The sequence below is a fragment of the Pseudomonas chlororaphis genome, assembly GCF_001921865.1.
GTDB classification, from domain to species: domain Bacteria; phylum Pseudomonadota; class Gammaproteobacteria; order Pseudomonadales; family Pseudomonadaceae; genus Aquipseudomonas; species Aquipseudomonas chlororaphis_D.
Map to the genome: position 1 here is coordinate 118,740 of NZ_MSCT01000009.1, position 19,384 is coordinate 138,123.

At 66.5% G+C, this 19,384-nt stretch carries 19 protein-coding genes and 3 pseudogenes; 13 read left to right on the forward strand and 9 right to left on the reverse strand.

The window, feature by feature from the left end; genetic code table 11:
• The first annotated feature begins 2 nt into the window (after positions 1 to 2).
• The 5 genes and pseudogenes from BTN82_RS10560 to BTN82_RS10580 all read left to right on the forward strand — a co-directional run bounded on the left by BTN82_RS10560 (position 3) and on the right by BTN82_RS10580 (position 4,223).
• Positions 3 to 752 (forward strand): SDR family NAD(P)-dependent oxidoreductase, encoded by a 750-nt coding sequence (locus BTN82_RS10560; RefSeq protein ID WP_075119067.1) that lies wholly within the window; start codon positions 3 to 5, stop codon positions 750 to 752.
• Positions 752 to 1,687 carry a 3-hydroxyacyl-CoA dehydrogenase NAD-binding domain-containing protein gene (locus BTN82_RS10565; RefSeq protein ID WP_075119068.1) on the forward strand — a complete coding sequence of 312 codons (936 nt, stop codon included), beginning with the start codon at positions 752 to 754 and terminating at the stop codon, positions 1,685 to 1,687. Before BTN82_RS10560 ends, BTN82_RS10565 begins: the two co-directional genes overlap by 1 nt.
• Positions 1,688 to 1,775: 88 nt before the next feature.
• Positions 1,776 to 2,726: a PDR/VanB family oxidoreductase gene (locus BTN82_RS10570; protein ID WP_186828379.1), complete on the forward strand. Its 951-nt coding sequence runs from the start codon at positions 1,776 to 1,778 to the stop codon at positions 2,724 to 2,726.
• A 29-nt stretch (positions 2,727 to 2,755) separates the two neighbouring features.
• Positions 2,756 to 3,217: a thioesterase family protein gene (locus tag BTN82_RS10575; protein ID WP_075119069.1), complete on the forward strand. Its 462-nt coding sequence runs from the start codon at positions 2,756 to 2,758 to the stop codon at positions 3,215 to 3,217.
• A gap of 64 nt (positions 3,218 to 3,281) precedes the next feature.
• Positions 3,282 to 4,223: pseudogene (locus BTN82_RS10580) on the forward strand (choline ABC transporter substrate-binding protein).
• A gap of 138 nt (positions 4,224 to 4,361) precedes the next feature.
• Here BTN82_RS10580 and BTN82_RS10585 read toward each other — a convergent pair.
• Positions 4,362 to 4,808: an HIT family protein gene (locus BTN82_RS10585; protein ID WP_075119070.1), complete on the reverse strand. Its 447-nt coding sequence runs from the start codon at positions 4,806 to 4,808 to the stop codon at positions 4,362 to 4,364.
• 98 nt (positions 4,809 to 4,906) lie between these two features.
• On the reverse strand, positions 4,907 to 5,728 hold the full coding sequence (locus tag BTN82_RS10590) for an alpha/beta fold hydrolase (protein ID WP_075119071.1): 822 nt from the start codon (positions 5,726 to 5,728) through the stop codon (positions 4,907 to 4,909).
• Positions 5,729 to 6,079: 351 nt separating this feature from the next.
• Here BTN82_RS10590 and hemB point away from each other — a divergent pair, with 351 nt between their 5' ends.
• Positions 6,080 to 7,054 carry a porphobilinogen synthase gene (gene hemB, locus BTN82_RS10595; RefSeq protein ID WP_075119072.1) on the forward strand — a complete coding sequence of 325 codons (975 nt, stop codon included), beginning with the start codon at positions 6,080 to 6,082 and terminating at the stop codon, positions 7,052 to 7,054.
• 132 nt (positions 7,055 to 7,186) lie between these two features.
• Here hemB and BTN82_RS10600 read toward each other — a convergent pair whose 3' ends face one another.
• From BTN82_RS10600 to BTN82_RS10610, 3 genes are read right to left on the reverse strand one after another with little or no spacing between them, the layout of a single operon-like run.
• Complete coding sequence (locus BTN82_RS10600) at positions 7,187 to 8,707, reverse strand: FAD-dependent oxidoreductase (protein WP_075119073.1); 1,521 nt, start codon at positions 8,705 to 8,707, stop codon at positions 7,187 to 7,189.
• 52 nt (positions 8,708 to 8,759) lie between these two features.
• Complete coding sequence (locus BTN82_RS10605; protein ID WP_075119074.1) at positions 8,760 to 9,374, reverse strand: LysE family translocator; 615 nt, start codon at positions 9,372 to 9,374, stop codon at positions 8,760 to 8,762.
• A 34-nt stretch (positions 9,375 to 9,408) separates the two neighbouring features.
• Positions 9,409 to 9,777, reverse strand: coding sequence for a VOC family protein (locus BTN82_RS10610; RefSeq protein ID WP_075119075.1), 369 nt, complete (start codon positions 9,775 to 9,777; stop codon positions 9,409 to 9,411).
• 139 nt (positions 9,778 to 9,916) lie between these two features.
• Between BTN82_RS10610 and BTN82_RS10615 the strand changes: the two genes are divergently transcribed.
• Positions 9,917 to 11,044, forward strand: coding sequence for a DUF1615 domain-containing protein (locus BTN82_RS10615; protein ID WP_261792949.1), 1,128 nt, complete (start codon positions 9,917 to 9,919; stop codon positions 11,042 to 11,044).
• A gap of 143 nt (positions 11,045 to 11,187) precedes the next feature.
• Here the strand turns inward: BTN82_RS10615 and BTN82_RS10620 are convergent, their stop codons facing one another.
• The 3 genes from BTN82_RS10620 to BTN82_RS10630 form a co-directional block, all read right to left on the reverse strand.
• Entirely contained in the window at positions 11,188 to 11,628 is a 441-nt protein-coding gene (locus BTN82_RS10620) for a phage infection protein (protein WP_075119076.1), read from the reverse strand.
• A 309-nt stretch (positions 11,629 to 11,937) separates the two neighbouring features.
• Entirely contained in the window at positions 11,938 to 12,726 is a 789-nt protein-coding gene (locus BTN82_RS10625; RefSeq protein ID WP_075119077.1) for a DUF4349 domain-containing protein, read from the reverse strand.
• Between the two features lie 40 nt (positions 12,727 to 12,766).
• A complete protein-coding gene (locus BTN82_RS10630) occupies positions 12,767 to 13,189 on the reverse strand; it encodes an NUDIX hydrolase (protein ID WP_075119078.1) in 423 nt (140 codons plus the stop codon).
• 150 nt (positions 13,190 to 13,339) lie between these two features.
• On the opposite strand from BTN82_RS10630, the gene BTN82_RS10635 reads away from it, so the two are divergent.
• From BTN82_RS10635 to BTN82_RS31835, 5 genes and pseudogenes are all read left to right on the forward strand, one after another.
• Positions 13,340 to 13,762, forward strand: coding sequence for a PaaI family thioesterase (locus BTN82_RS10635; RefSeq protein ID WP_075119079.1), 423 nt, complete (start codon positions 13,340 to 13,342; stop codon positions 13,760 to 13,762).
• A 150-nt stretch (positions 13,763 to 13,912) separates the two neighbouring features.
• On the forward strand, positions 13,913 to 14,542 hold the full coding sequence (locus tag BTN82_RS10640; RefSeq protein ID WP_075119080.1) for a glutathione S-transferase family protein: 630 nt from the start codon (positions 13,913 to 13,915) through the stop codon (positions 14,540 to 14,542).
• An 86-nt stretch (positions 14,543 to 14,628) separates the two neighbouring features.
• Positions 14,629 to 14,922: a DUF3144 domain-containing protein gene (locus tag BTN82_RS10645; RefSeq protein ID WP_075119081.1), complete on the forward strand. Its 294-nt coding sequence runs from the start codon at positions 14,629 to 14,631 to the stop codon at positions 14,920 to 14,922.
• Between the two features lie 364 nt (positions 14,923 to 15,286).
• A pseudogene (locus BTN82_RS31830) lies at positions 15,287 to 15,922 on the forward strand (cache domain-containing protein); the annotation flags it as partial.
• 588 nt (positions 15,923 to 16,510) lie between these two features.
• Positions 16,511 to 17,044, forward strand: a pseudogene (locus BTN82_RS31835) (methyl-accepting chemotaxis protein); the annotation flags it as partial.
• 52 nt (positions 17,045 to 17,096) lie between these two features.
• Here the strand turns inward: BTN82_RS31835 and lysA are convergent.
• Positions 17,097 to 18,335: a diaminopimelate decarboxylase gene (gene lysA, locus BTN82_RS10655; RefSeq protein WP_075119083.1), complete on the reverse strand. Its 1,239-nt coding sequence runs from the start codon at positions 18,333 to 18,335 to the stop codon at positions 17,097 to 17,099.
• Positions 18,336 to 18,460: 125 nt separating this feature from the next.
• On the opposite strand from lysA, the gene BTN82_RS10660 reads away from it, so the two are divergent.
• Positions 18,461 to 19,384, forward strand: coding sequence for a LysR family transcriptional regulator (locus BTN82_RS10660; RefSeq protein ID WP_075119084.1), 924 nt, complete (start codon positions 18,461 to 18,463; stop codon positions 19,382 to 19,384).

The following is a 19,384-nucleotide window of genomic DNA, read 5'->3' on the forward strand; positions in this document are numbered from 1 at the left end:
CCATGCACAACGATATCGTGATCGTCACCGGCGGCGGGCGCGGCATTGGCCGGGCCATCGTCGACAAGTTCCTCGCGCTGGGGGCGCGCGTCGCCAGCTGCGGTCGCGGCGCGCGACCGGCCGACTTGGATGCCGGCGTGTTGTGGGTCCAGGCGGATGTCTCGCGCACAGAAGATGCCGCTCGGCTGTTGCAACGCACGCTCGATGAACTGGGCCCGCCGACCATCCTGGTGAACAACGCCGGGGTACAGATCGAGCGCAGCCTTATCGACACCAGCGACCAGGACTGGGAACGGCTGATGGGGGTCAACGCCAAGGGCACGTTCAACCTGTGCCGCGCGGTGTTGCCGCTGATGCAAGAACAGGGCGGCTGCATCGTCAATATCGGCTCGATTTCCGGTCTCAACGCCGATCCGTCCATGGCGCTCTACAACGCCTCCAAGGCTTTCGTCCATGGCCTGACGCGCTCCATCGCCGTCGATCACGGACCCAGGGTGCGCTGCAACGCGGTGTGCCCGGGCTGGATCATGACGGCGATGGCCGAAGACGCTTTCTCCCTGGCCCGGGACCCGGCCCGGGCCCAGGCCGATGCCTTGGCCCGGCATGCCGCCGGCCGCTTCGGGCGGCCCGAGGACGTGGCCGAGCTGGTCGCCTGGCTCGCCAGCGAACAGGCCACGTTCATCACTGGCCAATGTTTTGTCATCGACGGCGGATTGACCGCCGCTTCTGCACTCCAACCGAGGTTGTTCTGATGAGCGAATTCAAAAATGTGGCGGTACTGGGGGCCGGCGTCATCGGCGCCAGCTGGGCCGCGTTGTTCCTGGCCTCCGGGCGTAACGTGGCGGTCTTCGACCCTGCCCAGGGCATGGAAGACGAGGTACGCGACTACGTGCGGAATGCCTGGCCGACCCTGGTCGAGCTGGGGCTGGTGAAGGCGGGCGCGCCGGGGGAACTGAGCTTCCACAGCGATGCCGCCGAGGCGGTGCGCAACGCCGATTTCATCCAGGAAAGCGTTCCCGAGCGGATCGGCATCAAGCACGCGCTGTATGCGCAAATCGAACCGCTGCTGCGGCCGGGGGCGGTCGTCGCCTCGTCCGCTTCGGGCCTGCCGTTGAGCGAAATGCAGGCCGGCTGGAAGGACCCGTCGCACTTCGTGCTCGGCCACCCGTTCAATCCGCCGCACCTGATTCCCCTGGTGGAAGTCATGGGCAACCAGCACACCGCGCCGCAGGCCGTCGCGGCGGCGGAGCGCTTCTATGAGCTAGTGGGCAAGGTCACCATCCGCGTGCATCGCGAAGTCCCGGGGCACATCGCCAACCGCCTGCAAGCGGCGCTGTGGCGCGAAGCGATCCACCTGGTGAAGATCGGCGCGGCCAGCGTCGAGGACGTCGATACCGCGGTGTGGGCAGGGCCCGGGCTGCGCTGGGCGGCGATGGGGCCGAGCCTGTTGTTCCACCTGGGTGGCGGCCCCGGCGGGCTGGAATCGTTCTGCGAGAAATACACCGCGAGTTTCCACCGCTGGTGGGACGACCTGGGCGACCCGCGGCTGGATGCCGAGACCGCCGCGCTGCTGGTGCAGGGCGTGACGGCCGAGTCCGCCAACGGCAGCCAGGCCGAGCTGTCCCTGGCCCGCGACGCGCTGATCACGGCGATGCTCAAGACCACCGCGAACCTGCGGCGCAAATGAGCCGGCAAGCTTGTTCGAGGGCTGGCGGGGAGCAGGCTCCCTGCCGGGCGAACGCGGGCAGGAGGCCCCAATCCTGGAGGCAGAAATCATGATGGAACGCCTGACATTACGGGTCGCGGGTATCGCGAGCGCGGCCAGGGAGGCGCTGGTCGTCGAGCTGCGCGACCCCGCCGGCGGCGAGTTGCCGCCCTTTACCCCCGGCGCGCATATAGAGTTGCACCTGCCCGATGGCCTGGTGCGCCAATATTCGCTGTGTGACGACGCGCGAAGACGCGACCGCTACCGGGTCGGCGTCGGGCTCGCGCCAGCCAGCCGTGGCGGCTCGCGCTATATCCATCAGGAACTGCGGGTTGGCGACCTGCTCGAGGTGACGCCGCCGCGCAACCATTTCCCGCTGTGCGAGGACGCTACCGAGCTGGTGTTCTTCGCGGGCGGCATCGGCATCACACCGATCCTGTCGATGATCCTCTGGTGCGAAGCCAACGACCGTCCCTGGCACCTGTTCTACCTGGTGCGCAGCCGCGAGCGGGCGGCGTTCCTGGAGCCGTTCGCTGCTTACGCCGACAAGGTCACGCTGCACACGGACGAGGAGGCCGGCGCCTTGTTCGACGTCGCCGCCACGGTTGCTCGCTTGCCGGCGCAGGCGCACCTCTACACCTGCGGGCCGATGCCGCTGATGCTGGCGGTCGAGGCGGCGGCCAAAAAATACCCCGCCGAGCAGGTGCATTTCGAATGGTTCTCGCCGCGCCAGATCGACCCCGCCCAGGCCGACGCGCCTTTCACCCTCAAGCTGGCCCGCAGCGGCCAGTGCCTGGAGGTGCCCGCCGACCGCAGCATCCTGCAGGTACTGGAGGCGAATGGCGTGCGGGTCGAGAGTTCATGCCGGGAGGGCACCTGCGCCTCCTGCGAGACTCGCGTGCTGTCCGGGGTTCCCGAGCACCGCGACAGCGTGTTGAGCACGGCCGAGAGAAGCAGCAACCGGACCCTGATGGTCTGCGTCTCCCGGGCGTGCTCCGCGGTGCTGGAGCTGGATCTCTGACCCCTCACGGTTAACCACAGGACGAGCCCATGCTGACTTATCGAACCCCCGTGCTGCGCGACTGGATCGATTACAACGAGCACCTGCGCGATGCCTTCTACCTGTTGATCTTCAGTTACGCCACCGATGCGCTGATGGCGCGGATCGGCCTGGACGCCGCGGGGCGCGCCGACACCGAGCACACCCTGTTCACCCTGGAAGCTCATATCAACTACCTGGCCCAGGCCAGGCTGGGCGATCCGCTGCAGGTGCGCACGCAGTTCCTCGACCGCGACCGCAAGCGCCTGCACCTGGTGCACAACCTCTATCGCGAAGGTTCGCCGGAGCCTTTGGCGGTCAGCGAACAGATGCTGATGAACATTGATACCCGCTCGGGCAAGCCCCATGCCTTTGCCGAGAGGGTGGAGGCGCGCATTACCGAGCTTTTCCGCCAGCACCAGGGTGCCAGCCATCCTGGCTACTGCACCCGAACCATCGCCATACGCCGGTGAGGCAGGCTTTCACATAACCAGGCGTAACCCATAAAAAACCAGATCTGCCTTGAGGGTCCATCAAATGAAAGTTGCATCGTTGCTGTTCCTGGGTGCATTGGCGGCGCTTCCCGTCGTGGTATCGGCCGCCGAGCCCGCGCAATGCCGGACCGTGAGGATGTCCGACCCCGGCTGGACGGACATTCAATCCACCACCGCCATCGCCAACACCTTGCTCAAGGGCTTGGGCTACCAGACCAAGGTGACCCTGCTGGGCGTGCCGCTGACCTACAAGGCGCTCGCCGAAGGCCGCAACATGGATGTGTTCCTGGGCACCTGGATTCCTACCATGGAGCCTGACCTGAAACCCTATCGCGAGGCTGGCAAGATCGACATCGTGCGGGTCAACCTGGAGCACGCCAAGTACACCCTGGCCGTGCCGGAAGCGCTGTGGAACAAAGGGCTCAAGGACTTCGCGGACATTCCGAAATTCAAGGACTAACTGAACGCCAGGATCTATGGCCTGGAGCCGGGTGACGGTGGCAACAATGCGGTGCTCAAGGCCATCGAGCAGAATGCCTTCGGCCTCAAGGACGCCGGTTTCAGCGTGGTCGCTTCGAGCGAGTCGGGCATGCTGTCGCAAGTGGAGCGGGCCATCCGACGCGATACCGCGATCCTGTTCCTGGGCTGGGAACCGCACCCCATGAACACCCGGTTCAAGATCCGCTTCCTCACCGGCGGCGACGACTTTTTCGGCCCGGACTTCGGCGACGCCACCGTCTACACCAGCACTCGCAAGGGCTATGTGGACGAGTGCGCGAACGTCGGGCAGTTGCTGAAGAACCTGAGCTTCACCCTGGGCATGGAGAACAGCATCATGGGCTCGATCCTGGACGACAAGATGGAACCCGAGGCGGCGGCGCGGGCTTGGCTGAAAGACCATCCCGAGGTACTGGAACCCTGGCTGAAGGACGTCGCCACCGTGGACGGCAAGCCGGGGCTGGAGGCGGTCAGGAGCAGTCTGTAAGACCGTGTCGATCAGGTGCTGGCGCAGCGTCCGGCACCTGATTTGACGAAGAGCCCTCGCCGGTTTTTCACACTGCGGCGCACCTGGCCAGCGATTCTCCCCATTCCCCAGGGCCAGGTTGCCAAGGCATCAAGCGCCCTAGGCGTCCTGGCTCGATGCCCCCAATAACTCAGCAATGCGTTTGCGCAATGGCCCATGGGTGTGTTCCGCGTAAGGGATGGCCGTCTTCCAGTCGTAGAACCAGGCGGGCATCTTGCGGTTTTGTTCCGGCTCCGAGGCATACCGCGGGAACAGGTGGCAATGCAGCTCCGGCTCGGAATTCCCGAGGATTTCATAGTTCATGCGCAGGGCCCCGGTTGCCTGTAGAACGGCATCGCCGATGCGGGCCATGTCGAGCAGGTAAGTTGTCCTGGCCTCGGTACTCAGGTCGTTCAGGCTGGGGACGACAGGGTCGGGCAGCAGCAGGCAGTAACCGGGCAGGAATTGCACGTCGCCCATGACTGCCCAACCCGACGCCATTCGGCAAATCACCTTATCGTTAGCCCCGTTGCGTGCGAGCTCTACACGTTGCGAAATCAGCGGCATGTCGGGTCCTTGATATGTCGTTGCCGGCGGACGGCTTCTGGGCTGCGTCCGCGGCGCTAGCGTGGATGGGGATCTGAAGTGGTTGGTCGGGCGATGGATCAGGGCACAGGCCAGGCTGGGCAAGCGCCCCGCAAATGTTCGCGCACCGCCTCCAGCACCTGATCCATCGCCTCGCGATGCGGCACGTGGCGGCAGCCGTCGAGGATCAGGCAGCGCGCAGGGGCGCTCGCCAGGCGGGCGATCCGTTCAGGGTGCAGCAGCGAGCCGTATTCGTCGTCGGCGCCGTGCAGCACCAGCAGCGGGCAGTCGATCGAGGCCACGCCGCTTTCCAGGGTCCAGGACGCGAACGCCGCCGACAGCCAGGTGTCGGTCCAGGCCGCCAACACCCAGGGCGCCTTGTCGCCGTGGTAGCTGTGCAGGCGCTGGAGTTGCCCGGGGGCCTGGAACTGTTGCTTGGCCAGTTGGATGCCCTGGCGGGTGCGGTCTTCGACGAAGGCCTGGGCCGACTCGGTGATCAAGGCCTGGCACTGCCGCGGATAACGCGCGGCGCAGGTGGCGGCCATGGCGCCGCCGACGCTATGGCCGAAAGCGACGAAGCGCTCGACCCGCCAGTGCGCCAGCAGCAGGGGCAAGAAGCGCTCGGCCTCGTCTTGAATGAAGTGCGTGGGCAACTCGCCCGGGTAGGCATCGGACCGGCCGAAGCCGAGCCGGTCGTAGGCCAGCACCTCGCGCCCGGTGGCCTGGCACAGGCGTTGCGGAAAGTCTCGCCACAGCGCCACGCAGCCCAGGGAGTCATGAAACAGCACGATGGGCGCTTGCCGTTGTTCGCGATGCTCGCCGGCCGGCGACCAGCATTGGGAAAACAGGCGGCCGTGGGGCGTCTCGATCCAGCGGGATTCTTCGTTCACCAGCGTCGGCATGGCGGTCCTCGACTCAGTGTTCAGGCAGGCAGCGGGTAACCTAACGTCGCCGTTGCCTGGATGGCAACATCCGACGGGCCAATCACCTGCTTTCGGGCGACCGCCTCGACGCGGCTGCGTTCAAAGGGTTGATCCTGGCAGTGGCGCTCAATACCCCGCGGTGAAGCGGGGCGGCCATTGGTCGCACCCCGGCGCCGCTCGGGCCTGCGCGCCGCGGTTTGCCGGCATTGTTACCAAAGTGGCAACGCAGTCTTGGCCGGGCGGGGTTTGTGCTCGTCGCCGCTTCGGGCATAAGCTGCCCTGCTTTTTTACCCCGGGTCCTGTTCACTCGGCCTGCCCTGAGGAGATCCCATGTCCAGCCAGTTCCCCCAAGCCCGTCCCCGTCGCCTGCGTCGTTCCGAGCAGATGCGCAGCCTGTTCCAGGAAACCGAGTTCAGCCTCAACGACCTGGTGCTGCCGATTTTCGTCGAGGAAGAGATCGACGATTTTGTGCCGATCAAGAGCATGCCGGGGGTGATGCGCATTCCGGAGTCGAAGCTGGCCGGGGAGATCGAGCGTTACGCCCGGGCCGGGATCAAGTCGGTGATGACCTTCGGCGTCTCCCACCACCTGGACAGCAGCGGCAGCGACACCTGGAACGACAATGGCCTGGTGTCGCGCATGTCGCGCATCGCCAAGGACGCGGTGCCGGAGATGATCGTGATGTCCGACACCTGTTTCTGCGAGTACACCGACCACGGCCACTGCGGCGTGCTGCACGGCCATGAAGTGGACAACGACCGGACCCTGGTCAACCTCGGCAAGCAGGCGGTGGCCGCGGCCCGCGCCGGCGCCGACGTGATCGCGCCGTCGGCGGCCATGGACGGGCAGGTCCAGGCCATCCGCCGGGCCCTGGACGAAGCCGGTTTCACCCAGACCGCGATCATGGCCTATTCCACCAAGTTCGCCTCGGCGCTCTACGGCCCGTTCCGCGAAGCGGGCGGCAGCGCCTTGAAGGGCGACCGCAAGAGCTACCAGATGAACCCGATGAACCGCCGCGAGGCGGTGCGCGAGTCGCTGCTGGACGAGCAGGAAGGCGCGGACTCGCTGATGGTCAAGCCGGCCGGCGCCTACCTGGACATCATCCGCGACATCCGCGAGGCCTCGCGCCTGCCGGTGACGGCGTACCAGGTCAGCGGCGAGTACGCGATGATCAAGTTCGGCGCCCAGGCCGGGGCCATCGACGAGGCGCGGGTGGTGCGCGAGAGCCTGGGTTCGATCAAGCGTGCGGGTGCTGACCTGATCTTCACTTACTTTGCGATGGATTTGGCGCTCGCCGGGATCTGAAGCATTTTATAGCGCCTTCACCGGCCTCATCGCGGGCAAGCCTCGCTCCTACAGATGTCTGGTGTTTCTTCTGTAGGAGCGAGGCTTGCCCGCGATAGCGTCATCCCTGACGTCACAGAATCCCTGTCGCCCTCACAGCGTGATCCCACGCGCCTCGAAATACCGCTCCAGCACTTTCGGGTCTGCCGAGCGCTCGGCCAGCGCCACGTAGGTGTCCGGCCGCAGCAGGTAGAAGCCGTTGCGCGCCAGGCCAGCGGCCTGGTGCGCCGGTTCCCAGTCGAACACCGTCAGCGGCAGCTGGCGCTCGGCGCACCAGGCGCGCAGGGCGTCGCTGGTGACGCCATACACATGCACCTGCCAGCCCACGTGGTCGAGGCTGGCGAAGTTGTCGGTGACCGCGCCATGGGCCCAGGGCAGGCGGTCGCCGCCGTGCACATGGCCGGCGCTGCCGACGCTCAAGGGCATGTCGCGGTAATTGAGGGTGATCTGCGACACCGTGCGGAACAGGAACTCGCGCGCCGCTTCCAGCGCGGTCACCTTGGGAATCAGCAGCGGCGCCAGGCGCGTGCGCAGCAGGTTGGCGAGCGGCCCGTCGGCGGTGACGAAGCTGAACACCCGGTCGGTGGTGGCCACCAGGCGTCGGGCGAATTCGATGCGTTCGAACTCGTAGGTCGCCAATAGATGTTCCTCGGCCTGGCCGGCGAGCACCGCGGCGAGTTTCCAGGCCAGGTTGATGGCGTCGCCGATCCCGGTGTTCATGCCCTGGCCGCCGGCCGGGCTGTGCACATGGGCTGCGTCGCCGAGCAGGAAGGCGCGGCCGCTGCCGAAGTGCGGGGCCACGCGATGGTGCACGCGGTAGGTGGAGAACCAGTTGACCCGCTCGACCTGGACCTTGAGGTTGTCCATGGCCCGCCGGCTGACGTCCTCGAACTTGAGGGTCTCGGCCTGGTCGGCACGTTCGTCGCGCACCGTGCCGATCAACCGTGCCCGGCCTTCGCCGGCCAGGGGAAAGACCGCGAGGAAGTCCGCCTCGTCGAGGTCGACATGCAGCTCGCCGTCGAGCGCCGGGCCCTGGGCGTCGACGTCCGCCACATAGAACACCTGCTGGTAGGTGCCGCCGGGAAACTCGATGCCCAGGGCCTTGCGCACCGTCGAGCGGGCGCCGTCGCAGCCGGCCAGGTAGAAGGCCTGGCAGGTTTCCTCCTGGCCGTCGGCGCCGCGCAGCTGGGCGCTGACCAGGTGGCCGTGGTCGGTGAAGTTCAGCAGTTCGGTGCGGCGCTCGACTGTCACGCCGAAGCGTGCGAGGCGTTCGATCAGCAATTGTTCGTGCAGGTCTTGCGGGTAGATCTCCAGGAAGGGGTAGGGCGTCAGGTCGGCGCCGATATCGCTCAGCGGCAGGTGGGCCGCCTGCTCGCCCTTGACCCACAGGTTGGCGGCCGGCACCCGGTGGCCCTGGTCGAGGATGGCCTGGGTCAGGTCCAGCTGGCGGTACAGCTCAAGGGTCCGGGCCTGCACCGCCAGGGCCCGGGAGGTGGTGCCCGGGCCGGCGGTCTGGTCGATGACGCGGACCTTGACCCCCTGGCGGCTCAACCACAGTGCCAGGACCAGGCCGGTGGGGCCGGCGCCGATGATCAGTACGTCGCTGCGGTTCATGTCCTTGCCCTCGTCTAGGGATCAATGTCATGCCGGTGTCGCGTACAGCCTCTCAGCGTTGGCTGAACGCCAGGTTCAGGCCCAGGGCGGCGAAACTGGCGGCAAAGCTGCGGCGCAGCCAGTTCTGCACCCGGGGCGATTCGATCACCGCCTGGCGGAACAGGTTCGCCAGCAAGCCGTAGAGCACGAACACGGCGAAGGTCATGGCCATGAATACGCCGCTCAGGCCAAGCATTTGCACCGCCGGCGAGGCGCCATCGTGCTGGATGAACTGCGGCAGGAAGGCCAGGAAAAAGATCGTCAGCTTCGGATTCAGGATGTTCAGCAGGCAAGCCTTGAGCACCAGGCCGCCGTTGCTGGTGGCGGGCACGCTGGCGTCCACGGCGAAGGCCGAGCGGTCGCGCCAGGTGGCGTACGCCAGGTACAGGAGGTAGGCGACCCCAGCAAACTTCAAGCCCTGGAAGGCCAGCGCGCTGGTGTGCAGCAACGCCGACAGGCCCAGCACCGAGGCCAGCAGGTGCGGGACGATGCCCGCGGTGCAGCCGATGGCGGTGAACAGGCTGGCGCGCTTGCCGGCCACCAGGGCAGTGGAAATGGTCAGGATCACGCCACTGCCGGGAATCAGCACGACGATCAGCGAGGTGACGAGAAAGTCCAGTGAAAGCATGGCGCGCGATACTCCAGGGCAGGCGAAGGGGATCTCAGGTCTGGCTGAACACTTCCAGCAGGTGGCCGTCGGGGTCGTCAAAATACACCCGGCGCCCGCCTTCATGGCGATTGATTGCGTTCGGCAACTGCTTGCCCGGGTCGGCCCAGAACGCCAGGCCGCGCTGGCGAATGCGCTGCAACACCGGCTCGAACTCCTGCGCACCGAGCCTGAAAGCATAGTGCTGGGAGGCGATGGGCGGTTCGTTGTCGTAATAGTCCAGGGACACGTCGTTGGCCAGCCGTACCACCAGCATCGGGCCAAAGGGCACGGGTGGTGGCAGGCCGAGCAGTTGCACGAGAAAATCCGCCGACCGGCGCTTGTCGCGGCACCAGACGATGGTGTGGTCGAGTTGCACGCTCATGGAGGCCCTCCGGGTTCTTTTCTGGGGCGATGTGGGTTCAGATTAGGTGAAATTCGCCGGGCTTCACGGGGAATGCTCAAATGGCCTGTCGCCCGGCAGGGAACAGCGCGCTGGCGCGGGGGTCGATATCCGCGGCGTTATGCTGCTTTTTTTGTATTTTTCGGGAGCCAGGCTTATCAACGTTCTGCATTCACTTCGCTGGGCCGGCGTCGTGGCCTTGCTGGCCCTGGCCGGTTGCGCCAGCCAGAGCGGTTCGCAGGCGCCCGCGCCGAGCCCGGCCCAGGTCCAGGCCCAGGTGGTGCGCCTGCTGCCGGCCAAGGTCGCCGACCGCCAGGGCTGGGCCCGGGATATCCAGGTGGCCTTTACCGCCCAGGGCATCGAGCCGAGCAAGAGCAACCTGTGCGCGGTACTGGCGGTGGCCGAGCAGGAGTCGACCTACCAGGTCGACCCGCCGGTGCCGGGCCTGGGCAAGATCGCCCGCGGCGAAATCGACCGCCGCGCGGCCAAGGTGCATGTGCCGTCGCTGCTGGTCAGCGCCGCCTTGCAGGTGCGTTCGCCGAACGGCAAGTCCTACAGCGAACGCCTGGCGGCGGCGCGCACCGAGAAGGAACTGAGCGCGATCTTCGACGACTTCATCGGCTCGGTGCCCATGGGCAAGACCCTGTTCGGCGGGTTCAACCCGGTGCATACCGGCGGGCCGATGCAGGTCAGCATCGCGTTTGCCGAGCAGCAGACGCGCAACTATCCGTACACCGTGGACGGTTCGATCCGCCGCGAGGTGTTCAGCCGGCGCGGCGGGATGTATTTCGGCATCGCCCACCTGCTCGGTTACCCGGTGCATTACCCACAGCCGCTGTACCGCTTCGCCGACTTCAACGCCGGTTGGTACGCCAGCCGCAACGCGGCGTTCCAGAATGCCTTGAGCGTGGCTTCGGGGATTTCCCTGGCACTGGACGGCGACCTGATCCGCTACGGCTCGATCATGCCCGGCAGCACCGAGCTGGCGGTGCGCGCCCTGGGCAAGTCCCTGGACATGCGCAACCCGACCATTCGCGATCAACTGGAGCAGGGCAACAGCCTCGAATTCGACGACACCAAGCTCTACAAGCGGGTATTCGCCCTGGCCGAGCAGGCTCAGGGCAAGGCCTTGCCGCGTCAGATCCTGCCAGGGATCGAGCTGAAGAGCCCGAAGATCACCCGTAAACTGACCACCGCCTGGTTCGCCAAACGGGTGGACGAGCGTTACCAGCGGTGCATGGCGCGCTAGGCAGCGCCTGGCCGCTGCGCGGATCGCTTGTAGGAGCGAGCTTGCTCGCGATAAACCTGGCGGGCGCGACGCGCCTCACGCCCAAATGAAAAAAGCCCGGCTGATAAGGCCGGGCTTTTTTTCGAGTACCGCGGATCGAGCGATCATGCGGTGCGACGTTCGATCAGACGGTCGGAACCACCTTCGGCAACGCGGCGTTCGATCAGGCGATCGGAGCCACCTTCTGCCACGCGACGTTCGATCAGGCGATCGGAACCACCTTCGGCAACGCGGCGTTCGATCAGACGATCGGAACCGCCTTCGGCAACGCGGCGTTCGATCAGACGATCGGAACCGCCTTCGGCAACGCGGCGTTCGATCAGACGATCGGAACCGCCTTCGGCAACGCGGCGTTCGATCAGACGGTCGGAGCCACCTTCGGCAACGCGGCGTTCGATCAGGCGATCGGAACCGCCTTCGGCCACACGTTTTTCAATCAGGCGATCCGAACCGCCTTCGGCGACGACCGGGTGGGCCGACGAGGCGGCGAAAGCGTTGGCTGCAAGAACCGAGAAAGCGATGCTGAGAAGGATCTGGCGTTTCATGATGGTGTGCTCCGGGGGTGTTGTTTGTTGGGTATGGAGCAGATGTTACGCGGCGGTTTTTTTTTGAGAATTTCATTGGGTCGATGGTGACCATCGATGCCAATGATAGCGGCGTGAAGCCGCGCAATAGAGGGTTTGGGCGAGGGTTTCAGGTGTCGGGCCGCTGCGCGGATCGCGAGCCAGCTCGCTCCTACAGGGGGGGGCAGGGCGTGAAGTCGCCGCCGCGGCCCTTTGTAGGAACGGGCTTGCTCGCGATAAAAATAGCCCGGCACGACGCCGGGCTTTGTCGTCAGGCGAGGCTGCGTTGCCTCAGCGACGGCGCACGAACCGGCGCCACAGCCAGACCCAGATCATCACCAGCGGGAATGCCAGGATCAGGAACGGCAACACGTAGCTGCCTTTCTCCAGGGCCTCGGCGGTGCCGTAGGCGAGGTTGTCCAGCAGGTTGTCGAAGGCCCGTTGCAGCTTCGAGCCGCGCTGGCTGCTGTCGGTGGGGACGAAATTCAGGGTCAGGCGATTGGTGTCGAGCCGGCGCTGCTGGCCGGCGGCGGTCTGGGCCAGGGCCTGCAGGTCGTTTTCGATGCTCGCCTGTTCCTTGCTGAGGACAATCAGGTCGCTGACGGTGATGTCCTTGCGCGCCGCCAACTGGTCGAGGCGCTGCTGCTGGGCCTTGAGCCGTTCCTGCTGGCGCTGCACGTCGGCCACCGCGTCGGCCAGGTCTTCGGCGCTGGTGATGCGCTCGCCGATTTCGGCGCCCTGGGCGGCCAGGCCGACGATCGGTTCGACGCCGCCGGGAACGATCCGCAGGATCGCCTGGGCGCGGTACTGGCCCTGTTGCAGGCGCAGGATATTGCAGGCGCCGAACCGGGCGCTTTCGCAGGCTTCGCGGGTGGCGGCCAGGCGGTCGGCGATCTGCGCCGAGGGCAGCGACAGGGTCAGCTCATGTTCGTAGGCCAGTTGCGCCCCGGCCTTGCCCTGGGCGCCGCCGACCGCCACCGAAGACGAGCGGTCGCCGGGCGAACAGGCGGCCAGCAGGCTGCTGAGCAGGAGGCAGGCAAGGGGGCCTGGGCGAAGGGTTTTGCGGTCCTGGCGATGCATGGTTTCTCCTTGAGAGGGGCAGGCAATAGGTGTCGCGGTGTCAGAGCAGGTCGAGCAGGCCGTGCGGGTAGACCTTGAGGCGCTGGTCGCGGATCTGTTGCAGGCTGACCCAGCGCACGGCAAAGCGCTGGCCGTTGGTTTCCACGCCCTCGAGTTCGCTCGCGGCATAGAAGCGCGGGTCGACAAACTGCGCTTCATGGATAAAGACAATTTCATGGCCGGGCGTTCCGTCGAACACGAACAGGTTTTCCAGCACGCCCAGCCGTTCGATGCCATGGATGTGCGCGCCGATTTCTTCCAGCACTTCGCGCCTGGCCGCGGCGGCAGAGGTCTCGCCAAAGTCGATGCCGCCGCCGACGGGCATCAGGTAATGCTCGTTCTTGCCCGGGTCGAAACCTTCGGCAAGCAGGATTTGCTGGCCCTGGCGAAAGACGCACACGGATTTGGCGCGGATGGTTTGCATGGTGCCTCGGTCCTTCTGAATGGCAGGGGCGTGGTGCCGCTTATCGCGGCCGATTTGCCGCGCTGATCTGGATAGCCGCGGGCTGGATTGTGGACTACACCTTGAGTCCATCGCGTCCTGCGGCCGCCATCATACAAGCAAGGTATCGCCATGACTGATTTTCCAGTGCCCGAAGGCTACGTCCTGCTCGCCCGCAGCAGCCCCTTGCTGGAGCTGATCGGCCCGGTGTATTGCCGTGGCGACGGCTTGCAACTGGAGATCGGCCTGCGCGCCGACCGCTGCCACGCCAACGGGCGCGGCACGGTGCACGGCGGCATCATCGCGACCCTGGCCGATGTCGGCATGGGCTACGCCATGGCGTTTGCCAGCGACCCGCCGCTGGCGCTGATCACCGCCAGCATGCACCTGGATTACCTCGGCGCGGTGCAGGTCGGCGAATGGATCGACGTGCGCCTGGAACATTCCAAGTGTGGCCGGCAGATGGCCTTCGCCACCGTGACCCTGCAGGTCGGCGAGCGCGTGGTGGCCAGGGCCAACGCAGTGTTCGCGGTGCCGCAAGCGAAGCCGGTGTAGCCGTGGCGGGTGGCGCAGGGGCTTTCTGAGGGGGCGTTGTCTGGTTTGGCGGCTGCTGCGCAGGCTGCGCCAGCGGCTACAGGGGCGGTGCGGGGGGCAGTATCTTCTACACTGGGCGCGCGGCGCTGACGCTGAATCAGGAGGTTTGCCATGTACACCCTCTACGGAACCCAGGGCTCCGGCTCGGCCATCGTCGAGATCGCCCTCGAACGATGCCAGGTGGCGTACCGCCTTGTCGACGCCTCGCCTTGGGAGCCGTCGCCCGGGGTCGATGAGCTGGAGCGACTCAACCCGCTGAAACAGATCCCGACCCTGCAACTGCCGGACGCCAGCGTACTCACCGAGAGCGCGGCGATCCTGATCGAACTCGGCCTGCGCCATCCGCGCGGCGAGCTGCTGCCCGCGGATGAAGGCGAGCGGGCGCAGGCCATTCGCGGGCTGGTGTATATCGCCGCCAACTGCTACGCGGCGATCAGCGTGATCGATTACCCGGAGCGTTGGTTGCAGGGCGCCGATGAAGGGCTGAAGGCGCGAGTACGGGACGCGGCCCAGGAGCGCCTGCACCGCAGTTGGGAGGTGTTCGCCGATCAGTTCGCGGCGCGGTTGTACCCCAGCGGTTCGCCCTTGGCGGCCCTGGATGTCCAGGCTGCGGTGGTGTCGCGCTGGGGCGGCGCGCGCGAGTATCTGCGGCGCTGGCGCCCCGGGTTCTGCGCAACGCTGGAGCGTATCGACCAGCATCCGCAGGTGGTTCCGGTGCTGGCGCGGCACTGGCCGGGCTGAGGACGGCGGCAAAAGCCGTCGAAGCTTGGGCGCAAGGCTTTTATACTCGCCGGCTTTGTTCACGCTCACTTTCTGGAGGACCCACCGTGGCCGACGAAGCAGATCAGGATTTCTACAACCGCGCCGACGCCATCATCGAACTGGCCAACGCCCATATCGGCGACAGCAGCCGCGGCAAGGCCAGCGCCTCGCTGATGTACGCCAACTCGCGTTTCGCCGCCTGGGTCAGTGCCTGCGGTTGCCGCGACGCCGCGGAACTGGCGGCGAACAAGCAGCAGGCCCTGGACTACTTCGTCGGCGAGTTCCGCCTGATGCTGGAAGAGAATCTCACCGACTACGTCGAGAATTTCGACCTGTACATGAGCGGCAAACAGGACTGAGCGGCTGGCCTGGCCGAAAAGAACCGGCGAATGGCACTACGCCCCCCTCAAGTGTTCCGTAGCGGTGGTCGATAAATCCTAAACGCCCATCGATACGGAGTACGTCATGGTCCTGCTACCGGTTCGTCTGTCTCATCGTTTGACTCTCGGCAGCGTGCTGTTGCTGCTGTTCACGGCGTTGGCGGTATTCGCGGTGATGACCCTGCGTGGGCAACCCCGGGTGGTGCAGGAGAGCTCGGCGCTGATCGAGCAGACTGGCAGCGCCATCGTCCGCCAGCTGGCGCTGCAATTGGCGGGGATCGAAGGCGTGACCGCCAGCATGGCGCATCTGGTGGAGGGGCTGCCCAAGGACCCGGAACTGGTCATGGCCACCTTGCCCAAGGTGATCGACCACGAAGGGGACAAGGCGATTGCCGGCGGCGGGATCTGGCCGGAACCGAACGCCTTCGCGCCCGGGGTCGAGCGCCGCAGTTTCTTCTGGGCCCGCAGCGATGCCGGCCCCTTGGCGTTTTCCGACGACTACAACGCCGCTGGCGGTTCGGGTTATCACCATGAGGCCTGGTACACCGGCGCGCGCAGCAGCGCGGCGGGGCGTTGCCTGTGGTCCGAGGCTTATCAGGACCCGGTGACTCACGTGCCGATGACCACCTGCAGCGTGCCCTATCGCCAGGGCGGCGCTTTTGCCGGGGTCGCCACCATCGACCTGCGCCTGGATGACCTGGCGCGTTTTCTCAAGGAACAAGGTTCGGTCACCGGCGGTTATGCCTTCGCCCTGGACCAGGCCGGCAACGTCCTGTATTTCCCCGATGCCCAGGCGGGCGGCGGGGCGCAGATGCTCGGCTTCGAGGCCTTGAGCCAGCAACAACCCTGGTTGCGTCCAGTGGCCGCGGCGTTGGCCACGGCGGCGGCCCCCGGCCAGGTGCGCAGCGTGGACCTGGCCGAGGACGGCCGGTTGCGCGAGGCGGTGCGGGTCAGCCTGTTCTCCATGCCGGGCAGCGGCTGGACCATCGGCCTGGTGACCCCGGAGCAGAAGGTCACCGGCCTGGCCCGGGCCATGACCGCCGAGATCCTGCTGTTCCTCCTGCCGTTGCTGGCCTTGCTGCTGTTCTTTGCCTGGCTGGGCGGGCACAAATTGATTGCCCAACTGGAGGAAACCACCCAGCAGATCGACGCCCTGGGGCGCGGCCAGGCCAGCGACAACGCCGAGCTGCAGGTAGCCCGCGCCGACGAGATCGGTGCCTTGCGCGGCGCGGTCAACCGCTATGCCGGGCAACTGCGGCAGATGCTGCAGAAGATCGCCAGCGAAGCCCGCCAGTTGCAGAGCGAAGCCGGGCACCTGGGCGAATTGAGCAGCACCCTGGCCCGGCGGGCCGAGCAGCAGCGCCAGGAAAATACCCAGCTGGCCACGGCCATCACCGAGATGTCCTCCAGTGCCCTGGAGGTCGCGCAGAACACCAACAACTGCGCCGACACCGCGCGCCAGTCGCTGGTGGTGGTGCAAGACGGGCAACAGCGGGTCAGCGCCAACAGTCAGTCGATCCAGCAGCTGTCTGCGGAAATGGCCGAGGCGACTGCGGTGATCCAGCGTCTGGAGCAGGACAGCCAACAAGTCGGCGCGGTGCTGGATGTGATCAAGGCCATCTCCGAGCAGACCAACCTGCTGGCGCTGAACGCGGCCATCGAAGCGGCCCGGGCCGGCGAGCAGGGGCGTGGCTTCGCCGTGGTAGCGGACGAGGTGCGGACCCTGGCGGGACGGACCCAGACCTCGGCCAACGAAATCAGCGGCATGATCAACGACCTGCAGCAGGCCTCGCGCCAGGCGGTGCAAGCGATCCAGGCCGGCGAGGCGCGGACCCGCGAGGCCGTGGGCGAAGCTTCCGGCGCCTCGGAGGCGCTGTCGAGCACGGTGACCAGCTTCGACGACATCTCCCAGCGGGCCCAGCAGATCGCCGTGGCGGCGCAGCAGCAGAGCCATGTGACCCAGGAGATCAACGAACTGGCGGTGCGTATCCACGGCATCAGCGAGGACAACGCCCGGGATGCCCAGGCGCTGGACAAGGTCAGCGCCGCCATGCAGGCGCTGTCCGGGCGCCTGTCGGACCTGAGCCAGGGCCAGCGCTGAAGCGCCGTTCGCCCGGGCCGAGCGGCCCGGGCGGGCGCCGTGACGCCAGGCCTTACAACCCCGTTTCCAGCCCCAACAGATCCTCCAGCGCCTGGCGGCGACGGATCAGTCTCACCTGGCCGTCCTCGAACAGCACCTCCGGCAGCAGCGGCCGGCTGTTGTAGTTGGAGGACATGCTGGCCCCGTAGGCGCCGGTGTCGTGGATCACCAGCAGATCGCCGACCCGGGCCTGGGGCAGCAACTGCGGGGTCAGGCTTTCGTCGTCCTGGGTGAAGATATCGCCGGACTCGCACAGCGGGCCGCCGACCACGGTCGGCCGGGCTGCGCGCTGCACTGCCTGGCCGTTGGCGTCGATCAGGCTCATGGCGTGGTAGGCGCCGTACATGGCCGGGCGCATCAGGTCGTTGAAGCCGGTGTCGGCCAGCACGAAGTGATGGTGGCCGGCGTCTTTCACCACCCGCACTTCGCTGACCAGGCAGCCGGCCTCGGCCACCAGGAAGCGCCCGGGTTCGATTTCCATGCGCACGCCGTGGCCGAGCCAGGCTTCGATTTCCTCGCGGGCCTGGCGCCAGGCGTTGGCGTAGCGGCGCACGTCCACCGGCTCGTCGCCAGCGCGGTACGGGGTGGACAGCCCGCCGCCGATGGAGAAGGCCTCGATGTCGTGGTCCAGGGACTTGACCGCCGCGACCATGGCCGCGCCGACCTGTTCCAGGTGACCGTAGTCCACGCCGGAGCCGATGTGCATGTGCAGGCCCACCAGCTTCAGGCCGTACTGACGGATCACCGCCAGCGCTTCGCCGATCTGCTCGTGCCAGATGCCGTGCTTGCTGTTTTCGCCGCCGGTGTTGGTCTTGCGGCTATGGCCGTGGCCGAAGCCCGGGTTGATGCGCAGCCACACGCGGTGCCCCGGGGACTTTTCGCCGAGCTGGCGCAGCATGTCGATGGAGCCGGCGTTGACCTCGATGTTCAACTCGACCACCCGGTCCAGGGTCGCGGTGTCGAACAGGTCGCAGGTGAAGACGATCCCGGCCGGCGAGCCCGCCGGGCTGAACCCGGCCAGCAGGGCCCGCTCGATTTCCCCCAGGGACACCGCGTCCACCTGCACCCCGGCTTCGCGGATCAGGCGCAGCACTTGCAGGTTGGAGCAGGCTTTCTGCGCATAGCGGACGGTGTCGAAGGCCTTTAGTTGCTGGATGCGGACCTTGATGGTCCGCGCGTCGTAGCACCACAGCGGGGTGCCGTACTGGCGGGCGGCGGCGGTCAGTTGCTCGGGGGAAAAGGGAATGGCCATGGCAGTCGTCTGTGGGCGGGAAAGAGGCCTGCATGATGCCGAGGGCGATTCATTCAATAAAATATCTATTCTTTGTGGATCGATTCAGTTTTGATATGACTTTGTCCAGATCATGGAGCACACCCGTGGAGCTTTCCCTGCGGCATATCGAGGTATTTCGCGCCATCATGCAGGCCGGCAGCGTCACCGGCGCGGCACGCCTGCTGTTCACCTCGCAACCCACGGTCAGCCGCGAGCTGGCGCGGCTGGAGAGCCTGTCCGGGCTGCGCCTGTTCGACCGCGAAGGCGGCCGCCTGCTGCCGACCGCCCAGGCCATGCTGCTGCTCGAAGAGGTGGAGCGCGCCTACGTCGGCCTGGAGCGGATCAACAGCGTGGCGCAGTCGATCCGCCGTTTCGAGCACGGCCAGTTGAGCCTGACTTGCCTGCCGCTGTTCTCCCAGACCCTGCTGCCAAGGGTGTGCAAGCACTTTCAGCAGCGCCACGCCGGCATCGGCCTGAGCATCACCGCCCAGGAGTCGCCGCTGCTGGAAGAGTCCCTGAGCGCCCAGCGCCATGACCTCGGCCTGACCGAAAGCGAGCACCTGCCGCGGGGCACCCAGGGCGAGCTGCTGTTCTGCGCCGACATGGTGTGCATCCTGCCGGAGGGGCATCCGTTGCTGGCCAAGCCGCTGCTGCACAGCGAGGATTTTCGCGGGGTGGATTTCATCAACCTGTCGGGCCTGGACATCTATCGGCAGACCCTCGACGAGCACTTCCGCCAGGCCGACATCGACCGTCGCGTCGTCATCGAAACCACCAACGCCGCCTCGGTGTGCGCCATGGTGCGCCAGCAGTTGGGAGTGGCGATCATCAACCCGCTGAGCGCCATGGAAGAGGCGGGCCGCGGCCTGGCGATCCGCCCGTTGCAGTTGTCGGTGCCATACCGGGTGATGCTGATCCGCCCCGACTACCGGCCTTCGTCGATTTTCGTCGAGGCCTTCTGCGCGTCCTTGAAACAGGAAGCCGCGGTGCTGGCGGCGGCGCTGGAGCGGCGGTTGCAGCGCGGCTGA

Coding starts and splice junctions, on each gene's coding strand:
- BTN82_RS10575 (WP_075119069.1), top strand. CDS start 2,756: ATGCTGACTTATCGAACCCCCGTGCTGCGCGACTGGATCGATTACAAC.
- BTN82_RS10605 (WP_075119074.1), bottom strand. CDS start 9,374: ATGCTTTCACTGGACTTTCTCGTCACCTCGCTGATCGTCGTGCTGATT.
- lysA (WP_075119083.1), bottom strand. CDS start 18,335: ATGGCCATTCCCTTTTCCCCCGAGCAACTGACCGCCGCCGCCCGCCAG.
- BTN82_RS10640 (WP_075119080.1), top strand. CDS start 13,913: ATGTACACCCTCTACGGAACCCAGGGCTCCGGCTCGGCCATCGTCGAG.
- BTN82_RS10560 (WP_075119067.1), top strand. CDS start 3: ATGCACAACGATATCGTGATCGTCACCGGCGGCGGGCGCGGCATTGGC.
- BTN82_RS10600 (WP_075119073.1), bottom strand. CDS start 8,707: ATGAACCGCAGCGACGTACTGATCATCGGCGCCGGCCCCACCGGCCTG.
- BTN82_RS10570 (WP_186828379.1), top strand. CDS start 1,776: ATGATGGAACGCCTGACATTACGGGTCGCGGGTATCGCGAGCGCGGCC.
- BTN82_RS10625 (WP_075119077.1), bottom strand. CDS start 12,726: ATGCATCGCCAGGACCGCAAAACCCTTCGCCCAGGCCCCCTTGCCTGC.
- BTN82_RS10620 (WP_075119076.1), bottom strand. CDS start 11,628: ATGAAACGCCAGATCCTTCTCAGCATCGCTTTCTCGGTTCTTGCAGCC.
- BTN82_RS10585 (WP_075119070.1), bottom strand. CDS start 4,808: ATGCCGCTGATTTCGCAACGTGTAGAGCTCGCACGCAACGGGGCTAAC.
- BTN82_RS10635 (WP_075119079.1), top strand. CDS start 13,340: ATGACTGATTTTCCAGTGCCCGAAGGCTACGTCCTGCTCGCCCGCAGC.
- BTN82_RS10610 (WP_075119075.1), bottom strand. CDS start 9,777: ATGAGCGTGCAACTCGACCACACCATCGTCTGGTGCCGCGACAAGCGC.
- BTN82_RS10565 (WP_075119068.1), top strand. CDS start 752: ATGAGCGAATTCAAAAATGTGGCGGTACTGGGGGCCGGCGTCATCGGC.
- BTN82_RS10615 (WP_261792949.1), top strand. CDS start 9,917: ATGCTGCTTTTTTTGTATTTTTCGGGAGCCAGGCTTATCAACGTTCTG.
- hemB (WP_075119072.1), top strand. CDS start 6,080: ATGTCCAGCCAGTTCCCCCAAGCCCGTCCCCGTCGCCTGCGTCGTTCC.
- BTN82_RS10630 (WP_075119078.1), bottom strand. CDS start 13,189: ATGCAAACCATCCGCGCCAAATCCGTGTGCGTCTTTCGCCAGGGCCAG.
- BTN82_RS10590 (WP_075119071.1), bottom strand. CDS start 5,728: ATGCCGACGCTGGTGAACGAAGAATCCCGCTGGATCGAGACGCCCCAC.